Origin of the sequence: Nevskia soli, from assembly GCF_903970205.1 — a bacterium.
Lineage (GTDB): Bacteria > Acidobacteriota > Terriglobia > Bryobacterales > Bryobacteraceae > Bog-113.
Window position 1 is genome coordinate 1 of record NZ_CAJCHS010000279.1, and the last position, 15,859, is coordinate 15,859.

15 protein-coding genes, 3 tRNA genes and 1 pseudogene are annotated in these 15,859 nt (G+C 57.9%); 8 read left to right on the top strand and 11 right to left on the bottom strand.

Features of this window, described 5'->3' with window-relative positions; all coding sequences use genetic code 11:
• The 3 genes from H1Y01_RS12470 to H1Y01_RS12480 form a co-directional block, all read right to left on the bottom strand.
• Positions 1-140: GTP-binding protein (locus H1Y01_RS12470; RefSeq protein WP_257644445.1), on the bottom strand; the 140-nt coding region annotated here is incomplete at its 3' end.
• A gap of 60 nt (positions 141-200) precedes the next feature.
• Positions 201-276 (bottom strand) — tRNA-Thr (locus H1Y01_RS12475).
• A gap of 20 nt (positions 277-296) precedes the next feature.
• A tRNA-Tyr gene (locus tag H1Y01_RS12480) sits at positions 297-385 on the bottom strand.
• A gap of 358 nt (positions 386-743) precedes the next feature.
• On the opposite strand from H1Y01_RS12480, the gene H1Y01_RS20070 reads away from it, so the two are divergent.
• The 5 genes from H1Y01_RS20070 to H1Y01_RS12505 all read left to right on the top strand — a co-directional run bounded on the left by H1Y01_RS20070 (position 744) and on the right by H1Y01_RS12505 (position 6,572).
• Positions 744-851 (top strand): DUF433 domain-containing protein, encoded by a 108-nt coding sequence (locus H1Y01_RS20070; RefSeq protein ID WP_180540847.1) that lies wholly within the window; start codon positions 744-746, stop codon positions 849-851.
• Between the two features lie 176 nt (positions 852-1,027).
• Positions 1,028-1,168, top strand: coding sequence for a hypothetical protein (locus H1Y01_RS12490; protein WP_180540848.1), 141 nt, complete (start codon positions 1,028-1,030; stop codon positions 1,166-1,168).
• A gap of 401 nt (positions 1,169-1,569) precedes the next feature.
• Complete coding sequence (locus H1Y01_RS12495) at positions 1,570-4,917, top strand: TonB-dependent receptor (RefSeq protein ID WP_180540849.1); 3,348 nt, start codon at positions 1,570-1,572, stop codon at positions 4,915-4,917.
• Positions 4,918-4,934: 17 nt separating this feature from the next.
• Complete coding sequence (locus H1Y01_RS12500) at positions 4,935-6,020, top strand: tetratricopeptide repeat protein (RefSeq protein WP_180540850.1); 1,086 nt, start codon at positions 4,935-4,937, stop codon at positions 6,018-6,020.
• 18 nt (positions 6,021-6,038) lie between these two features.
• A complete protein-coding gene (locus H1Y01_RS12505; RefSeq protein WP_180540851.1) occupies positions 6,039-6,572 on the top strand; it encodes a hypothetical protein in 534 nt (177 codons plus the stop codon).
• A 114-nt stretch (positions 6,573-6,686) separates the two neighbouring features.
• Here the strand turns inward: H1Y01_RS12505 and H1Y01_RS12510 are convergent, their stop codons facing one another.
• Positions 6,687-7,010 carry a hypothetical protein gene (locus H1Y01_RS12510; protein ID WP_180540852.1) on the bottom strand — a complete coding sequence of 108 codons (324 nt, stop codon included), beginning with the start codon at positions 7,008-7,010 and terminating at the stop codon, positions 6,687-6,689.
• Between the two features lie 286 nt (positions 7,011-7,296).
• Here H1Y01_RS12510 and H1Y01_RS12515 point away from each other — a divergent pair, with 286 nt between their 5' ends.
• Positions 7,297-8,343 carry an NAD(P)/FAD-dependent oxidoreductase gene (locus H1Y01_RS12515; RefSeq protein ID WP_180540853.1) on the top strand — a complete coding sequence of 349 codons (1,047 nt, stop codon included), beginning with the start codon at positions 7,297-7,299 and terminating at the stop codon, positions 8,341-8,343.
• On the opposite strand, the gene H1Y01_RS12520 is transcribed toward H1Y01_RS12515, so the two are convergent.
• The 3 genes from H1Y01_RS12520 to H1Y01_RS12530 are packed head-to-tail and all read right to left on the bottom strand — an operon-like array spanning position 8,288 to position 11,853.
• Positions 8,288-9,124 (bottom strand): HipA family kinase, encoded by an 837-nt coding sequence (locus tag H1Y01_RS12520; RefSeq protein ID WP_180540854.1) that lies wholly within the window; start codon positions 9,122-9,124, stop codon positions 8,288-8,290. The genes H1Y01_RS12515 and H1Y01_RS12520 overlap by 56 nt on opposite strands.
• 60 nt (positions 9,125-9,184) lie before the next feature.
• Positions 9,185-10,558: a hypothetical protein gene (locus H1Y01_RS12525; RefSeq protein WP_180540855.1), complete on the bottom strand. Its 1,374-nt coding sequence runs from the start codon at positions 10,556-10,558 to the stop codon at positions 9,185-9,187.
• A 35-nt stretch (positions 10,559-10,593) separates the two neighbouring features.
• On the bottom strand, positions 10,594-11,853 hold the full coding sequence (locus tag H1Y01_RS12530) for an MFS transporter (RefSeq protein ID WP_219341504.1): 1,260 nt from the start codon (positions 11,851-11,853) through the stop codon (positions 10,594-10,596).
• Positions 11,854-11,930: 77 nt separating this feature from the next.
• Here H1Y01_RS12530 and H1Y01_RS12535 point away from each other — a divergent pair.
• Positions 11,931-12,005 (top strand) — tRNA-Cys (locus H1Y01_RS12535).
• A gap of 51 nt (positions 12,006-12,056) precedes the next feature.
• Complete coding sequence (locus H1Y01_RS12540; RefSeq protein ID WP_180540856.1) at positions 12,057-12,500, top strand: hypothetical protein; 444 nt, start codon at positions 12,057-12,059, stop codon at positions 12,498-12,500.
• Positions 12,501-12,840: 340 nt separating this feature from the next.
• On the opposite strand, the gene H1Y01_RS12545 is transcribed toward H1Y01_RS12540, so the two are convergent.
• From H1Y01_RS12545 to H1Y01_RS12560, 4 genes and pseudogenes are all read right to left on the bottom strand, one after another.
• Positions 12,841-13,290: a VOC family protein gene (locus H1Y01_RS12545; protein WP_180540857.1), complete on the bottom strand. Its 450-nt coding sequence runs from the start codon at positions 13,288-13,290 to the stop codon at positions 12,841-12,843.
• A 733-nt stretch (positions 13,291-14,023) separates the two neighbouring features.
• A complete protein-coding gene (locus H1Y01_RS12550) occupies positions 14,024-14,473 on the bottom strand; it encodes a VOC family protein (protein ID WP_180540858.1) in 450 nt (149 codons plus the stop codon).
• 94 nt (positions 14,474-14,567) lie between these two features.
• Positions 14,568-15,413, bottom strand: a complete 846-nt coding sequence (locus tag H1Y01_RS12555; RefSeq protein WP_180540859.1) for an enoyl-CoA hydratase/isomerase family protein — start codon at positions 15,411-15,413, stop codon at positions 14,568-14,570.
• 136 nt (positions 15,414-15,549) lie between these two features.
• A pseudogene (locus tag H1Y01_RS12560) lies at positions 15,550-15,859 on the bottom strand (AhpC/TSA family protein); the annotation flags it as partial.

The window sequence follows — 15,859 nt, forward strand, 5'->3', positions numbered from 1 at the left end:
CTCCGGAACTTGTTCTTGGGATTGTGCTTCGAGAGAGTCTTGGTGATGGCCGCGGTCAGGGTCGTCTTGCCGTGATCGATGTGGCCGATCGTCCCGATGTTGATGTGCGGCTTGCTGCGGTCAAATTTTTCTTTCGCCATCGTCGTTTATCCGTCTGGGTATTGGTCTGTCTTGAGCTTAATTAAGTGAGGCTGAAATTCTGGAGCCGTTGACCGGGATTGAACCGGTGACCTCGTCCTTACCAAGGACGCGCTCTACCATCTGAGCTACAACGGCCCGCTTCGGACTGCAAAACCTGGTGGACAGGGAAGGATTCGAACCTTCGTAGCCCGCAAGGGGCGACAGATTTACAGTCTGTTGGTTTTAACCACTCACCCACCTGTCCTCAACCACCTGCGGCCTGCCAACTCCATTTTGCGTCAACGCCGGTCAAACCGCAAATCGACGTGCAAAACCGCGCGGACGGATTGCACCCGCGCAGCAACTACGGTATCAGAGTGCGCTTGATTGTTCAGCCGGGACCCTACGGACGCGCAGGAGAGGGCTGCCTAATTTCGCAGCAACGAACAGTTTACCACGGGTTAGGTTGGATAGAGGCTACGCTACCTCGAGCATTTCGGCCAGCGATCAGGTGCCGGCACGAGTTCCATCGCGAATTTCACCAAGTTTTCGGACCGGGAACCGTGACGGTCGCAAAGCGTGCCGCTCCTCCTCCCGCCGGTTGAGGCGCTTATGATGAGCAAATGACAGCGGAACAGCAGGCTACGCTGAACAAAATCATTTGGGTGGACCCGGGACGGCTGAGCGGCGAACCGTGCTTCAAGGGCACGCGGGTTCGGTACAGGTACTGATTAGAATTTCAGGATAGACGACTTTCTCAAGGGATTTCTGTCGGCCGAACGCGACCGGGTGGTTCAGTTCATCGACCTCGCGAAGGATCATCTCCTCGCGTGCGTATCCTGTTAGACGATTGCGTACATGTTAGACGAGTGCGTACATGCAGGCGTGCGAGCTGCATTTCCGAATCATGCCACCCGGACTTATGGCCGAGGTCGGATGGAATGGACGTAAGGATAAAGAGTTCCTTGGCGACGCCGAACGTGCTTTCGACGTGTTTGTGACAATCGACCGAAAGATTGCGTTCGAGAACGACCTGCCACGATTTTGACTCGGATTCGTAATAGTCCGCGTAAAGAGCAACGTGATCACTTCGTGGATGCCGATCTTCGATCGACTTCTCGATGCTGCGGAAACCGTGAGGCCGGGAGAGATCGGCTACGTCAGCGCGCTGAGGATCTAGAGGAACACGATTTTTTATCGTCAACAGACTTGGGGGAGAGGGCTGCCTAGCACCAGCCCCATTCCTGTTGCGGCTGGCATGGGGACGGAGTGACCCATCCCCCTCCATTCCAGCAGGCGCTTGACATCTGCTCTAAAAAGAAATAGCGTCATTTGCATTAGGGTTTTTGGGTTAGGCTAGTGCAAGAGACCGTTTGGGGGAGATCCACGTTGATGAATTCCAGAAGAGCTTATTCTTTAAGCAGGTTATTTTCGTGCGGATTGTTACTCGTGCTGCTGAGCACGTCCGCATTCGCGCAGTTCCGCGCTGCGCTACAGGGCACCGTGGTGGACACCAACGGGGGGCTCGTGCCGGAGGCGACCGTTACGTTAACGAGTCAGGAAACGAACGAAACACGCACGGCGACAACCACGGGTGAAGGCGTGTTCGCCTTTACAAATCTTGCGCCGGGGCGTTACTCGGTTGCAGTCGAAAAGACCGGATTCTCGCGGAAGACTCTGAGCGACGTTCAGATTGAGGCCGAACAGGCTCAGTCGATCCGCGTGGCGCTGGATGTTGGCTCGACGACGCAGTCCGTCACGGTGGCCGCGCCTGAGGCCGAGGCTCTGGACACGGAAACCGCGATGGTAGGGGGCACGATTACGACGAGGGAAGTGCAGGAACTTCCTTCGTTCAGCCGCGATCCGTACCAGTTACTACAGCTCGCGCCGGGTGTTTTCGGAGATAACTCGATCGGCGCGGGCGGCGGCGGTACGTCGCTGCCCGGCACCAACAAGCCGAGTCCGGGCTCCACGGACAGTATTTTCATGGTGGAAAACGGACCGGGCATCATCGCCAATGGCACGCGTCAAAACTCGAATAATTTCCAGATCGACGGGTTATCGGTGAATAGCACGGTATGGGGCGGCTCAGCGGTGATCACGCCGAACGAGGAGTCGGTCAAGGAAGTACGCGTCATCGCGAATAACTACGATGCTGAAAACGGGCGCACGAGCGGCGCTCAGGTCGAAGTGGTTTCGCAGAACGGCACCAACCAAGTCCACGGCAGCGCGTTTTTCAAATGGCACCGGCCCGGTCTGGATGCCTATCAGCAGTACAACGGTCCGGGAACCCCGAGTCCGGTGGAAAAGGATGAAGCTAGATTCAACCAATTCGGCGGCAGCGTCGGGGGACCGATAAAGAAGAACAAGCTCTTCGCGTTCTTCTCCTACGAGACGTTACGCAACGGCGGTCTTTCGCAGGCAACGGGTTGGTTCCAGACTCCTCAGTTCCAGCAGAGCGCCGCCGCGCCGGGAAGTATCGCGAGTAAGTTCCTTTCTTACCCGGGAACGTCTCCTGTCGGCACAGTCATCAATATGACTTGCGCGCAGGTCGGTCTGCCCGCAACGCAGTGCCAGAACGAGCCCGGCGGACTCGATATTGGTTCCCCGCTGAAGACGCCGTTGGGTACTTCGGATCCGACTTATGGCCAGACCGGCACTCCCTATGGAGTCGGCGGCGGTCTGGATGGCATTCCCGACGTTGAGTTTGTGGAGACCAACACTCCGAACACCACCGTCGACGCGCAGTATAACGGCCGTCTGGACTTCGACGCGAGCAGTAAGGACCACATCACGTACAGCATCTACTGGGTTCCCGTGCATACGTTCTCCTATAACGGCCCGGCGGAGGCGGCGAATGCCTGGAATCACTTCTCCACAGCGGAAGCACAATCGGGTATCTATACCCATACCTTTTCGCCTACTGTCCTCAACGAAGCCCGCTTCGGTGTGAGCGGATGGTTCTGGAATGAAATCACAAGCAATTCGCAGGAACCTTTCGGGCTGCCGAACGCCTATATCAACGGCGAAGGCAGTATCGGTGTTTCGCAATTCGGCCCCCCAGGTCCGAGCGTCTTCAATCAGAAGACCTACAACGCCAGGGACACGCTGACCAAAGTGCAAGGCAGCCATTACATGAAGTTTGGGGCTGATTATTCCAGGGCGCAATTCCTGGATACGGCTCCCTGGGCGGCCCGGCCGAGTTACAACTTCTACAACATCTGGGATTTCGCCAACGATGCGCCTCTCAATGAGAGCGGCGATTTCAATCCGGTAACAGGCGTACCGACGGCGGCGACTAAGAACATCCGCTTCAATATCACCGCGTTGTTTGTGCAGGACGATTGGAAAGTAAAGCCGAACCTGACGATCAACATGGGCCTCCGATGGGAGTACTTTTCGCCTTTATCGGAAACCGACGGGAATATCAGCAACGTGGTTCTCGGATCGCAGCCCGATCCTCTCGCCGGCTTGTATATTCAAAAGGGAAAATTGTTTAATACGACCAAGCGGGACTTCGGTCCGCAGCTTGGGTTTGCCTGGAGTCCCTCCGCATTCCACAACAAGTTAGTGGTTCGTGCAGGCGGCGGAATCGGCTACAACCTCGAACAGTTAGCAATTACTTCGAACGGCCGATTCAACCCGCCGTTCCTGACTTCGTTCACGCTTTACGGTTCCAATATTCTTTACGCAACGGCTTCTAGCCTGACCGACTTGAACGGATACCCATCGAACCCGGCGACCGTTCAGCAGTTCAATTCGGCGGGGCTCCCGACCACCGGCGCCGCTTTGAGTCTGACGGGCTTCCCTCAGACTTTGGATCCCACCATGACCATTCGATACTCGGCGGATGCCGACTACGATCTGGGTCATAACTGGGTAGCTTCGCTGGGGTTCCAGGGCAGCCAGAGCCGGCATTACGGGATTCAGAACTTCCTGAATTACACGCTCTACCCTTCATCGAATCCGCAGGTGCAGTCGCTTGACTGGTATTCGAATGACGCGAACTCCAGTTACAACGCGATGCTTGCCGAAGTGAAGCACCGGTTCTCAAGATCGTTCGAGATCGATGCGCAGTATCGGTATGCGAGCAGCCAGGACGAGGGCTCGCAGGATTACTACGTGAGCATGTATCCGTGGAACCTAAACTACTCCAAAGGACCGTCCGACTTCGACGTAAGGCACAATGGCAAGTTATGGGGCATCTGGAATCCCAGTATCTTTACCGGCGGCAACTCGTTTATGAAGTCGGTGTTCGGCGGCTGGACCGTGAGCGGGATCTTCAATGCTCACAGCGGATTCCCCTGGACTCCGGAATACTGCAACACGGGCAACGGCGTGGTGTATCCCAACAGCGGATTCGGCTGTCTCTATCCCGGCAGTTACACAGGCGGGGCCGGCAGTAGTTACAGCAACTCTACTTTTGAAACACCGAATGGGAATTTCCCCAAAGGCGCGCTGGCTTACTTTACGGTACCCACGTGGCCGACCAACGGGATTCCCCCTCCGCCCGTGGGAGTTTCGCGCAACATGTTCCGGGGCCCGAACTACTTCTCGACGGATATGACTTTGGCGAAGGCGTTTGCTTTACCGCACTGGGGGTTCCTCGGGGAGAACGCCAAGCTGAACTTGCAAGCCAGCGCTTACAACATCTTCAATCAGACGAACCTTACGGTTCCTTCGGGCGGGTACACGGTGATCAGTAACGACGGTGTGACCAGTAACCCGCAGTTCGGTGAGTCGCCGGGGGCGTATGGCGGCCGTGTTGTCGAGTTACAAGCGAGGTTTAGCTTCTAACTCGAGGGTCGTGTCACTTGATCGGCAAATGGGCGGCGCTGCTCTTACTTTGGGTAAGTGGGCTCGCCGCCCAGGACATCGCTCGGGACGCGGCTTCCGCTCTCGAAAACGATCGTCTGGACGAAGCGCTCGCGCTATATCGAAAGGGGGTTGCGGAGAACCCCCGGTGGACTGAAGGTTGGTTTCATCTCGGAACGCTGCTTTACGACCGCGATGACTATGTCGGCGCCGCGGCCGCCTTCCAACGAGCTGCGGCATTAGATCTGAAATCCGGGCAAACACTCGCGATGCTTGGCCTATCGGAGGCCAAGCTGGGGAAGAGCGCCGAGGCATTGGACCATCTGAGAACCGCCCGGAAACTGGGGATTCCAGACGACCCGCAGCTGCGCCGTGTGATGCTCTATACCCTGGGGACTCTATGGCTGGATCGCGGCGAGGATCGCGGAGGCTTCGACTATGCGCAGGAGGCGCTGGATGCACTCGCCCGTGAGGGGGTCGAATCGGATGAACTTACGGATGCGCTCGGCCGGGCCGTTCTTCGCATTCGCCCGCCGGGCGGCGATCCGAAGCTGATCCGGGCTTTCGGCGAGGCAGAAGTCCTGGCTTCGCGGCGCAGTAAATCGGTCGAGGCCCGAGCTAGCTACCAGAAGCTCGCGGAGACTTACGCAAGAGTTCCGGGTGTACAGTTCGCCTACGGGAAGTTTCTTTTGGACAATCACTACGAAGAGGAAGCCCTGGCGGCGTTCAAGAAAGAACTGGTAAACACGCCGCACCATCTGCTGGCGCGATTGGGAATAGCGGGCATCGAAGCGCAGTCGAATCCCGCCGAGGCGCTCCATTTCGCCGAAGAAGCGGTAAAGCTCGCGCCTCGCCTGCCGGAAGCGCATTACCTGCTTGGCTTAGTAATTCTGAACCTCGGCAACAACCCCGATCGTGCGATCGCCGAGTTAGAGACGGCGCAGCGCGGGGAGCCTACTGTAGCCAAGGTCTACTTCGCGCTCGGTCGCGCTTACGCTCGGGCAAATCGCGCCGCCGATGCCGCCCGCGCCCGCGCGGAGTTCGCCCGTCTGGATAAGCTAGCCGAGGGCAATACCACCAATTAGTCGTTATAGACTTTAGAGGTGCGTACCGTTGCTGCTTTCATGTTGCTAATGACCGCCGGGGTTCTCCAGGGTGAATCGGCAGCCGGGGTCCAATGGAAGGCGCCTTCGGGCTGGGTAAGTGAACCGCCGCGGCCGATGCGGGCGGCAACTTATGACATTCCCGGCCCGCGCGACTCGCCGGAACACAGCCAATGCGTCGTGTACTTCTTCGGTGCGAATCAGGGCGGAACTGTCGAAGCGAACCTGACCCGCTGGAAGAGTCAGATGCTGGGGAGCGACGGCAAGGAAGCGGTAGCGAAGGTGCAGACACGCACGATACACGGGCTTCGCATGACGACTATTGATACTTCAGGAACCTATACGGGAATGGGCGGCCCAATGGCGGCAACGCCGGTCAAGCCTGCGCCAGGTTACCGATTACTTGGAGCGATCGTTGAAGCGCCCGGGGGCGAATTATTCATTAAGTTTGCCGGGCGTTCCGGATTGGTCGGAGCAGCCGCTCATGACTTTGAGATGCTGCTTGATTCGTTCGCGCCTGACGCGCATAGGTGAGAACTTCCTGGTTCACTGTCGCGGCTCGGAATGAACTGTAACTATGTCCCCGGAAACTGAGGATGCGGACCGCCGGTAAGCGGTCCGCACACTTTTAGGTCTATCGGTTAGTTGTTACCGGGCGATCTGTACTAACCGCAGCGATCCGCTGTTCGAGTGAATCTCGGTCAGCACGTTACCCTTCGGACTGTGCTCGAAGGTGAGCCCCGGGATAGCGGACGCGCCGCCGCCCGTAAGCTCCGGCTCCGCGATCAACATAGCACTGCCGCGACGCCCTTGAATGAGCACCAGCCCCGCGCCATTTTCGCGCATCACCGCGTACTCTCCCGCCGGGAGCGTCGCCGCACCGGCACGAAACGGAAACGGAACATTAACCTTAGCTGCCAGATCCTGCGCCCGCACCGTACCTAGACTTGCAATTCCCAGCGAAATTGCCAAGACACACGTTTTCCTTAAGTTGTTCATACTGTTTCTCCTGATTAGTTGTAAGTTGTCGATGCTCCAGCGTTACTTTGCCGGGGCCTTCGTGACTGGTCAGTCTCGAGGAAGGCGGTTTGGCAAAAACCTTTGCCGTGACTCCAAGTTAGCAGTGCCGCCTCTGAAAATCCAATTAGAAGTTTCGATGGAAGCTATACGGCGTGTTTTCAATTAGTTACCCGATATTCATTCATCGAGAACATAGTCTCAATGTAGTAGTTTGGCTGCCCCGTTACAATCTAGATAAATGAGTAGGAGCCCGGAGACTCGTATCATCGGCGGCGGAGTGATCGGCCTATCCATAGCGTGGCGTTTGCAGTCGCGCGGAGCAAGCGTAACGGTCTTCGATGCGGCCTGTGTGGGATCGGGAGCGAGTTGGGCTGCCGCTGGAATGCTAGCCCCCGGCGGCGAGTTCGAGGAGCATTCATTCTGGTCCGAGGCCGCAATTCGGAGCCTGAAGCAATATCCCGACTTCGTTGGACAACTGGAAGAAGCTTCCGGGACGTCGATCGATTTTCGTGTGTGCGGCGCTTTTGAGCTTGCGTATTCGGAGGCGGAAGCACTTCGTATTCAAGCGCGAGCCGCGAGTCAGGATACGGCGGGTATCTACTCTGAGCAATTCCCTGCGTCGCGCGTTCCAGGTATCCGCACGGGCGCTTGCGCGGCACAGTACTATCCATACGACGCTGTCGTGAATCCACGAGAGTTACTTTATGCCTTGAAGACGGCAGCGCAGCGGGCGGGGGTAAAGTTTCGCGAGTATAACCCGGTCCGGCAGATTGCGGCGAACGATCCTTACGATGCCACGGTTATTGCCGCGGGCGCCTGGAGCAGCGCAATCGATTCTCCGGTCCTGATACCGGAGACGAAGCCGGTACGCGGTCACTTAGTGGCTTTCGACGAATACGCTGGACTGTGCGACTCGATCGTCCGCCACGACCACACCTATCTGCTACGCCGCGCCGGCAACATCATCGTGGCGGGCTCTTCAACGGAAGAGGCCGGGTTTGAGCGGACACTCGACGGGTGCGTGGCGGCTAACATAGCCAGACGGGCGGGCGATCTGATCCCTGCGCTGGCCGGATCGAACTATGTCGCCTGGAACGGACTACGACCGGCATCTGACTCCGGTCCGGTGATGCAGCGGGTCGAAGGTTCCAACGTATGGCTGGCCTACGGGCATTATCGAAACGGAATTCTATTGGCGCCCTATACGGCGGAAACCATCGCGGACGAAATCATGCAGGCCAATTCGCGAATGGATTCACCTTCGCCAGCCGCGCGTCTGCGATGAGGTCCGACACACGCTTCCGGCGCTTATAAAGAGCATCTAGAACGCGGTCGAAGGCGTCTTCATCGCCGCGCAGCCAATCGGACGGAATATGCCGCAGCGCCTCGTCGATAACATGCTCCGGAAAGTGGACCACGCGGTCGAGCCAGGGTTGGAAATCGTCCAGCGACCGCACGGAATTGTAGACCATCCTACGGCTGTAAAGACCCTGGACATGGGAGTTGATCAACTCCCAGTGGGGGCCGTTCAGAATGTAGCCATGGTCGATCATCATCGCTACAAAGCCCATGCGCCGCGGGTTCTCCTCAGCGAGTGGAAGCCACTGACTGATCTGCGCGCGAAAGAAGATGGCCTGGCGTCCATCCGAGTTACCGGTCCACTTATCGAAGACTAAAGCGCCAAGAAAATCGCGGAGGTTATGCAGCTTCCCGACTAACTGATCGGGCAAGAAATCGTAAGTAGCGACGCGGTCGGGATCGCCTGGAAATCGAGACCCGAAATGCCAGCCGGGTTCGGGCGCGATCGTCTTCGTTCCGAGTTGCATGCGCGCTTCCGGCGAATTGCGGATGAAGTCTTCGTCGATTGCGACGACCATTGTTTCCGGGGCGGATATCTGCAGAAACTTCAGTAGCTCCGACGCCAACAGCTCATTCGGAAGAATGCGCCGGTGTTGGGGGTTATTCGCAAACTTGACCACGTAAGCGTAACCGTCATCGCACTCGATCAAGTGCGCCTGCGCCCCGCCGCGCATTCTTCGCAAGTGATGGCGTGCGCGGATCGGCATCGATCCCCTATTATGGGTTACACGATCCGGCAAGCCTAAACACGGTGCGGGTTTGCGCGGCTACTTCGGCGGCGCGGGCGTATTCGGGGCCGAGGATGCGGTGGCTGCCGGCGGTTTCGCGGCAGGCGTCCGCCGGACCGGATGCGCGCGGTTCCGCATCGCCATGAGTACCTTGCCTTTGATACCGGCCTTGACCAGTTCCAACTGCCCGTTGGTACTCATATCGAAAGCAACCTTCGGAGCTCCCTTGATGATTTCCACCAGGTTTTCTTCATCCAGGCCCTGTTTGGCGAACTCAATCACTTGCTCATTGGTTAACGCTTCAGTATTGCTTGAATCGGAGCTTGCCTTCGAGGTATTGTTTGAGGCGGCCGGCGCCGCGGATTTCGAAGGTTCGTTCTTAGCCGTGACTGCGGATGCGGTGTTACCCAGGCGCGCATAGTGAGCCTGAGCTGTCGTTATCCGATTCTGCGCATCCAGGAATTCTTTCTCGTGCGGATCGGCATCTACGGCTTTTCCGTAATTAATGGCAGCCTCGTCCAGATACTTCTTGGCAGCCTGGTTATTCTCCGCCTGATAAGCCAGCGCCTCGTAACCGACGCCTATGTTATACAGGCGATAAGCATCGTCTTCCTTGGAGTCGAGCGGTTTCATCGTTTCCAACGGCTCCAGCATGCGATTCCAAAGACCCTTATCCGCGAAATCGTTGTACTGATCCAGCTTGCCTCGCGCCAGCTTGACTTCGACGTTCTCGTCAGTCGTGGTCAGGCGCGCCGTGATTTGATCGACTACTTTCTTGAGAAGAGTCTGCTGGATTTCCGGCGCGGTCGGTACCGCTTCCTCGGCTTTTTCCTCTCCCGACTTTCCTTTGAACGGGTTCAGTTTATGAACATCGAAGCCGGACCCGGTTTGTTTCCCCGCAGCGTTGAACTCTTGCGCGTACTTCGCCGTGATGTTATCGGCATCCAGCACCTTGCCGTGAGCGTCTTTCACCTCATAGGCGACGTTGACCGACCCGGTGATCTCCTGAAACTGACGCGGCGTCATTTGGGTTTGCATCTTGCCGTTGACCTTCACCGGAGCCGGCACGTTGCGCGTGACGATTTTGGCGGGGGGAATCAGAAGGCTGGTGATCTTACACTGAATGGTCGTCTCGGGATGCGAAGCATCGATCTTAAATTGGTTATTGTTCTTGAGTAGCTCCGCTTCCAGAGTTTCCTTGAGCTTGTCGACGGCAAAGGTATTCTGCTTGTCGGTAGCGGAAACGGTGATGCCCAGGGTTCCGCCTTTCAACGCGACGGTCGCCGGTAGCTTGCGATGAAGCGTAACCGCGCGCTTGCCCTTCAAGAGGCCCTGCCCGAAGCCTTGCGCGCGGCTATCCGGAGCGAGTACCAGCGGTAGAAAGAGCGCAATCAACAGCTTCGCGCGAGACATAGGACTTCGATTCGGAATCGTATCACAGCTTTGGCTTATATGCCAGACCAGGCTATGGGCTCGACCCGGCGGACAACCACCAGAAAGCTAAATGCTCCAATGACCAAAAAACAGCAGGCGATTACAAAGGCCGCACGATAGTGGCCGGTGAACTCGATCACCCACCCGGTGAACCACAGGCCGAGCATTCCGGGCAGGTTTCCGAGCGCGTTTTGAATACCGGTCCACTTACCCGCGGCGTGAGGGCCGGCCAACGTCTGAGAGATCGCCCAGCAGTTTGAGGTGAACAGCCCGAAGCTCGCGCAGGCAATCGTCAGGAACGCGATGGAAACGCCGTTGTTCCTGACCAGCATGGCCGGCAGCATCAACGTCGCGAGCAGGAGTCCGGATGCCACGGCGGTCTTACGCACCTTGTTTGCAGAGAGTCCGCGGGCGATCAGGCGATCTGAAAACCAGCCGCCCAACAGCGACACGGCGGCTACGCCCCAATACGGTCCGGACCCCAGGACGGCCAGATCGTGATGCGAGAGATGACGTTCGTTCTCGAAGTAGGGCGGCAGCCAGAACACCATGAAGTACCAGGCGTAATTGCTGCAGATTAGGCCAATGAACGTTCCCCAGGCGGACCGCTCGCGCAGGATCTCGCGGAATGTCGGGCACGTTGGGGAGCCTGACGCGGCGGTCCGTTCGCTGGATCCAATGGCGCGCGAGTCGCTGGCGGCCCAGGGAATCAACCATAGAAGGCTCAGCGCGCCCGTTGCCACGAAAAACGCGCGCCACCCGAAGCGTTCCATGGCGAGGCCGCCAATGAGCACTCCCAGGGCCGGACCGAGCTTCGACCCGGCGTCGATCAGGGCGTTGGCGCGGCCGCGCTGTTCTTCGCGAAAGTCGCCCGCGAGCATTCGGGAGTATGCGGGATACGCCACCGATTCTCCGGCCCCAAGCAGCAACCGGACCGCCACGAGGGAGGCCGCGCTGGTAACCAGGCCGGTCGCCAGCATGGCGAACGACCACACAAGATACCCTACCGCGTACACCCACTTGACGCGCCAGCGATCGACCGCATAACCGGCCAGGAGCTGGAAGGCGGCGTAGGTCCAGAAGAAGGCCGCGAAGATGGATCCGAGCTGCGTGGTCCCGATGTGCAGCTCGCGAGTGACGTAGCCTTGGGCGACCGAAAGCGTGCCGCGATCGACATAATTGATGCAGACGGAAACGACGAGCAATGCGAGCAGCATGCCTTGCGCGCGGGTGAATCGGGTCGTGTGCGCCGTAGCTCGAATGGCCGTTCCCACGTTTGCGCGTCAGTTTATCGTATGCGCTGTGATATTCAAACGATTGCGGTATCCTGATTGGGTATAAACCCTCCTCAGGCGCGGTAGCCAAGTGGTAAGGCCAAGGTCTGCAAAACCTTTATTCGTCGGTTCGATTCCGACCCGCGCCTCCAATCCAAACACGGAAACAAGAGAGGCCGGTCCGTTGCCTTCAAGGAACTAAAATGGAGCCTCAGTGGGGTTCGCTTTCTCTTTTGGAAATCACGGGTTCCCGGAGTCCCGGCTCCACACTGCTGAAACACTTCGGCGTTCCGGCCGGTAACATCGCTACTGCGAGCCGCCAATTTCCGATAACCGCTCGAGTCGATATCCAATCGGCGCTTGATGAGATGTTGCGCAACCGTCCGGGCACGACGCTGCTCGGAATCCTCTGGCAGAACCCGCACGAAGCCCCGTCGCTCGCACAAGTGCTGGGAGAAGTTCAACATTTCCCCATCAATTCGGGACCGATCCAACACGACGAGATCGACATCGGCGAAGCGGTCCCGGTGCGGTGCCTGAAGAACGGGCTTTGGCTGTCGCGCGAGAAGGATCAATTGGAGTGGCCGCCGGCGAAGCTGGAGCTAAGGTGTCCCAGGATCTGTTTCGCGATCTCGAATTGCTGGTGAGCAAAGCGCGGACGTACCGGGGACGTGTCATCTCTCTGGAGGGGCACATCGATCCGATGGGCGGCGGGAGTATGGTCAAAGTGCATCGGCTGGCTAAAGTCGATCGCAATGATGTCATCCTGCCAGGTAAAACTCTCGCGACACTAGATCGGAACGTAGCGGGATTCATTCGGGCGCGGGAACAGCTCAAGGGACTACAGTTTCAGGCGCGAAAGGGCCTACTCTTTTTACTTCCGCCTGGCGCGTTTCCTGCAGCCGTCAATGATGGTGAAGCATCGTCCAGATCCCGTCGCTATTGCTCGCGTTGAATTCATCAACCAATCCCCCTCCGCGCCGAGCGTTAACCGTACGTGAGATCGGTGCTCTGTCCGACCTCGATAATGTAACCGTCAGGATCGCGTATGTAGCAGAGAATCTCGCCGTCCCTCGCAATCGGCTCCGTGATGAACTCGGCTCCTCGACTTTTCCATAACTTATAGCACGCTTGAATATCCGCAACGCGGATGTTCATAAAGCTGCTGATCTTATCCGGGTCGGGGACGCTTAGCGCTACTGTTGGCTTGTCTGGGGTGGGCCCGCCCCCGACGTTGACAATGAGCCACGTATTCGCAAGCTGAATGTGCCCAGACGCACCCTTGCTGTCGCCTCTGCTCAGAATGCGGCCCCCGAAAACTCTTTCATAGAAATCGGCCGATCGGTCGATGTCGGCCACGGTGATAAAACATGTCACTGTGAACCCGTCGCGCGGGGGCATCTCATAGCTCTTCGGTTCGATTTGTTCGCTGCTCATTGACGACCCCTCTCAATACTGTGCTACCTGCTCCCTATTAAGCCTGACGAGGAAAGGCAAAACAATCCGGCCAAGTCTCGCGCGATACTTGGGTATCGTTTTGCAAGTCCGATAAGGCCGTTATCCGTTAACTTGCCTGCAGGAGGAACCATGGAACCTAGCCGATATCTTACAGAATTTAAGTTCCTGCGATTTCCGGCTCCTTTCCAACCAGGACAATCCCCCTCACGCGCGAGGAAACATTCGCAGCAGCGGGTGTGGCTTAAGTCATCCGATCGAACAGCTCCAGGTCGGATGTCGCGGTTTCGGCCCCGATCGAAGTCCTCCAGGTAACGCTTGGTGTCCCGGATCGTGGAGGGAGAGTCGGGCGCGCCAGGTTTCTTCTGACCGGCACAACAAGTGACTATTCAAGGTAAGACTGACAGGTTCACTGGAACTATGGCGCGGTCCGACTCCGCGGTAGCTTGCCTTTCCGCAATCAGGGGTGTCAAAACCGACACCCTCACGGTCGCGGCTCCCTCGAACCCCCAAACATACACCGGTCCACCCTGCTAGATTCCCTTTTCATCCGAACTCAGTAAAGGAATGAATCGATTCGCTTCCGTGAGAGGGACCGGAGGCTGGACGAGGCCGCGTGCCAATACGCTTGGGGGCTTCGCCAGCACGCTAACTCCTCGGAACGCTGCCATCATGACCAACGAGGCGCAGAGTCGGCATCGCATCCACGCAAGCGTTAACCGTACGTGAGATCGGTGCTTTGTCCGACCTCGATAATATAACCGTCAGGATCGCGGATGTAGCAGCGAATCTCGCCGTACTTGGGAATCGGTTCGGTGATGAACTCGGCTCCCCGACTTTTCCATAACTTATAGCACGCTTGGATATCCGCAACGCGGATATTCATAAAGCTATTGATCTTATCCGGGTCGGGGACGCTGAGCGTTACCGACGGCTTGTCGGGGGTCGGCCCGCCCCCGACGTTGACGAGGAGCCACATATTCGCGATCTGAATGTACCCGGGCGCGCCGCTGCTGTCGCCTCTGCTCAGAATGCGGCCGCCGAAGACCGTTTCATAGTAGCGGGCCGATCGTTCGATGTCGGCGACGGTGAGAAAGTAGGCGACGGTGAACCCTTCCCGCGGGGGCATCTCGTAGCTGTTCTGTTCGACTTGTACGGGGTTCATTGATAGCTCCTTTCGATAACTTGCGCAGAATATGAGTTAGAGATTACTACAGACATTCGACTTATCTGCCAAGCAGCTTCGAACGCATTCCATCCTAGCGCGCGATTTGGCCCAGGTAGTATCCGAGCCGATTTTCAACATCCCCCGGCTGGTGGAAGCCGCGCGCCATCAGCGCTTTGATCCCATCCTGGGCGGCGGATCGCCCGAGCGAAGCAATGCAGGCATCCCACCCGGCGCCGAGCTCGACGTCCGGCGGCAGGCTGGTGTTGACGAGGCGCTTGGTGTTGGCGATCGCCCACTTGTCGAATTTGGCGATCCGGGTCGCGAGCGTCTCGACGAACGCGTCCAGATCGGCGTCGGGCAGGGCGCGATTCACGTAGCCGTAGGCCTCGGCTTGATCGCCGCCGATGTCTTCCGAGCTCAAGAGTACTTCCAGGGCGCGGTTTCGGCCGATGAGTTGGGGTAGCCGAGCCATGGGGCCGCCGCCGGCGACCATCCCCACACCCACTTCCCATTGCGAGATGATGGCCTTCTCGCGGCTTGCAAAACTCATGTCGCAGGCCAGCGTAATCTCGCTGCCATTGCCCGTCGCCCGCCCACGGATGAGGGCGATGGAAGCGACCGGCAAACGGGTCAGACGCGCGAGAAAGTCCGGCCAGGGCGGCAAGCCTGTGGGACCCTCCGGCATTGAGGTCAGGTCCTCAAGCTTTGCCAGAAAATCGGAGTGATTCAGGAAGTAGCCGTCGACCGCGCTGTCGAAGACTACGACCCTGACGTCTTCATCGGCCTCGAGCTCGTGCATAACCTCTTGGAATTGCTTGACCATTTCCGGCCCCATGACGTTGATCGGCGGATTGTCGATCGTGACACGCCAATAGGCGGCCGACCGACGGGTCACACGAATCTGCGCGGTGGTTGTCGGTGCGACCATCGTCGTCATGGGATTCTCCTGGAATCAGTAAGTCGAAGCCAACTCGCAGCCGGCCATCTTGATTGATTCATTCCGCCACAACACGCGTGGTCGCGCAATTGGACGATGGTATCGGCCATACTTTCGTATCGAAGAAGATGTCAACTTACGACTCATCCTTTCGAGAATCGCTGGTCTGCTTGTTCCATCCATGGAAGCGCGACAGGTCGCCCGCATTCCACGCCTCACGCAATCCCGGAGTGCTCAAATCCCAGTCCGGGCGGATCTCGCTTGTCACCACACGTAAATCGTGCCAAAGGTCAATGGCCGACGGGCGTCCCCAGAACCAGTAGCCGTTGTAGATGCTGTGAATCACGCGGCCCGGCTTGAGCACGAATGTATGCGGGATCATCGGATTATGCTCCGGGTCGGTGTATTCCGCGATGTCGAAGTCCTTTTGAATGGTCCTTTCGGTG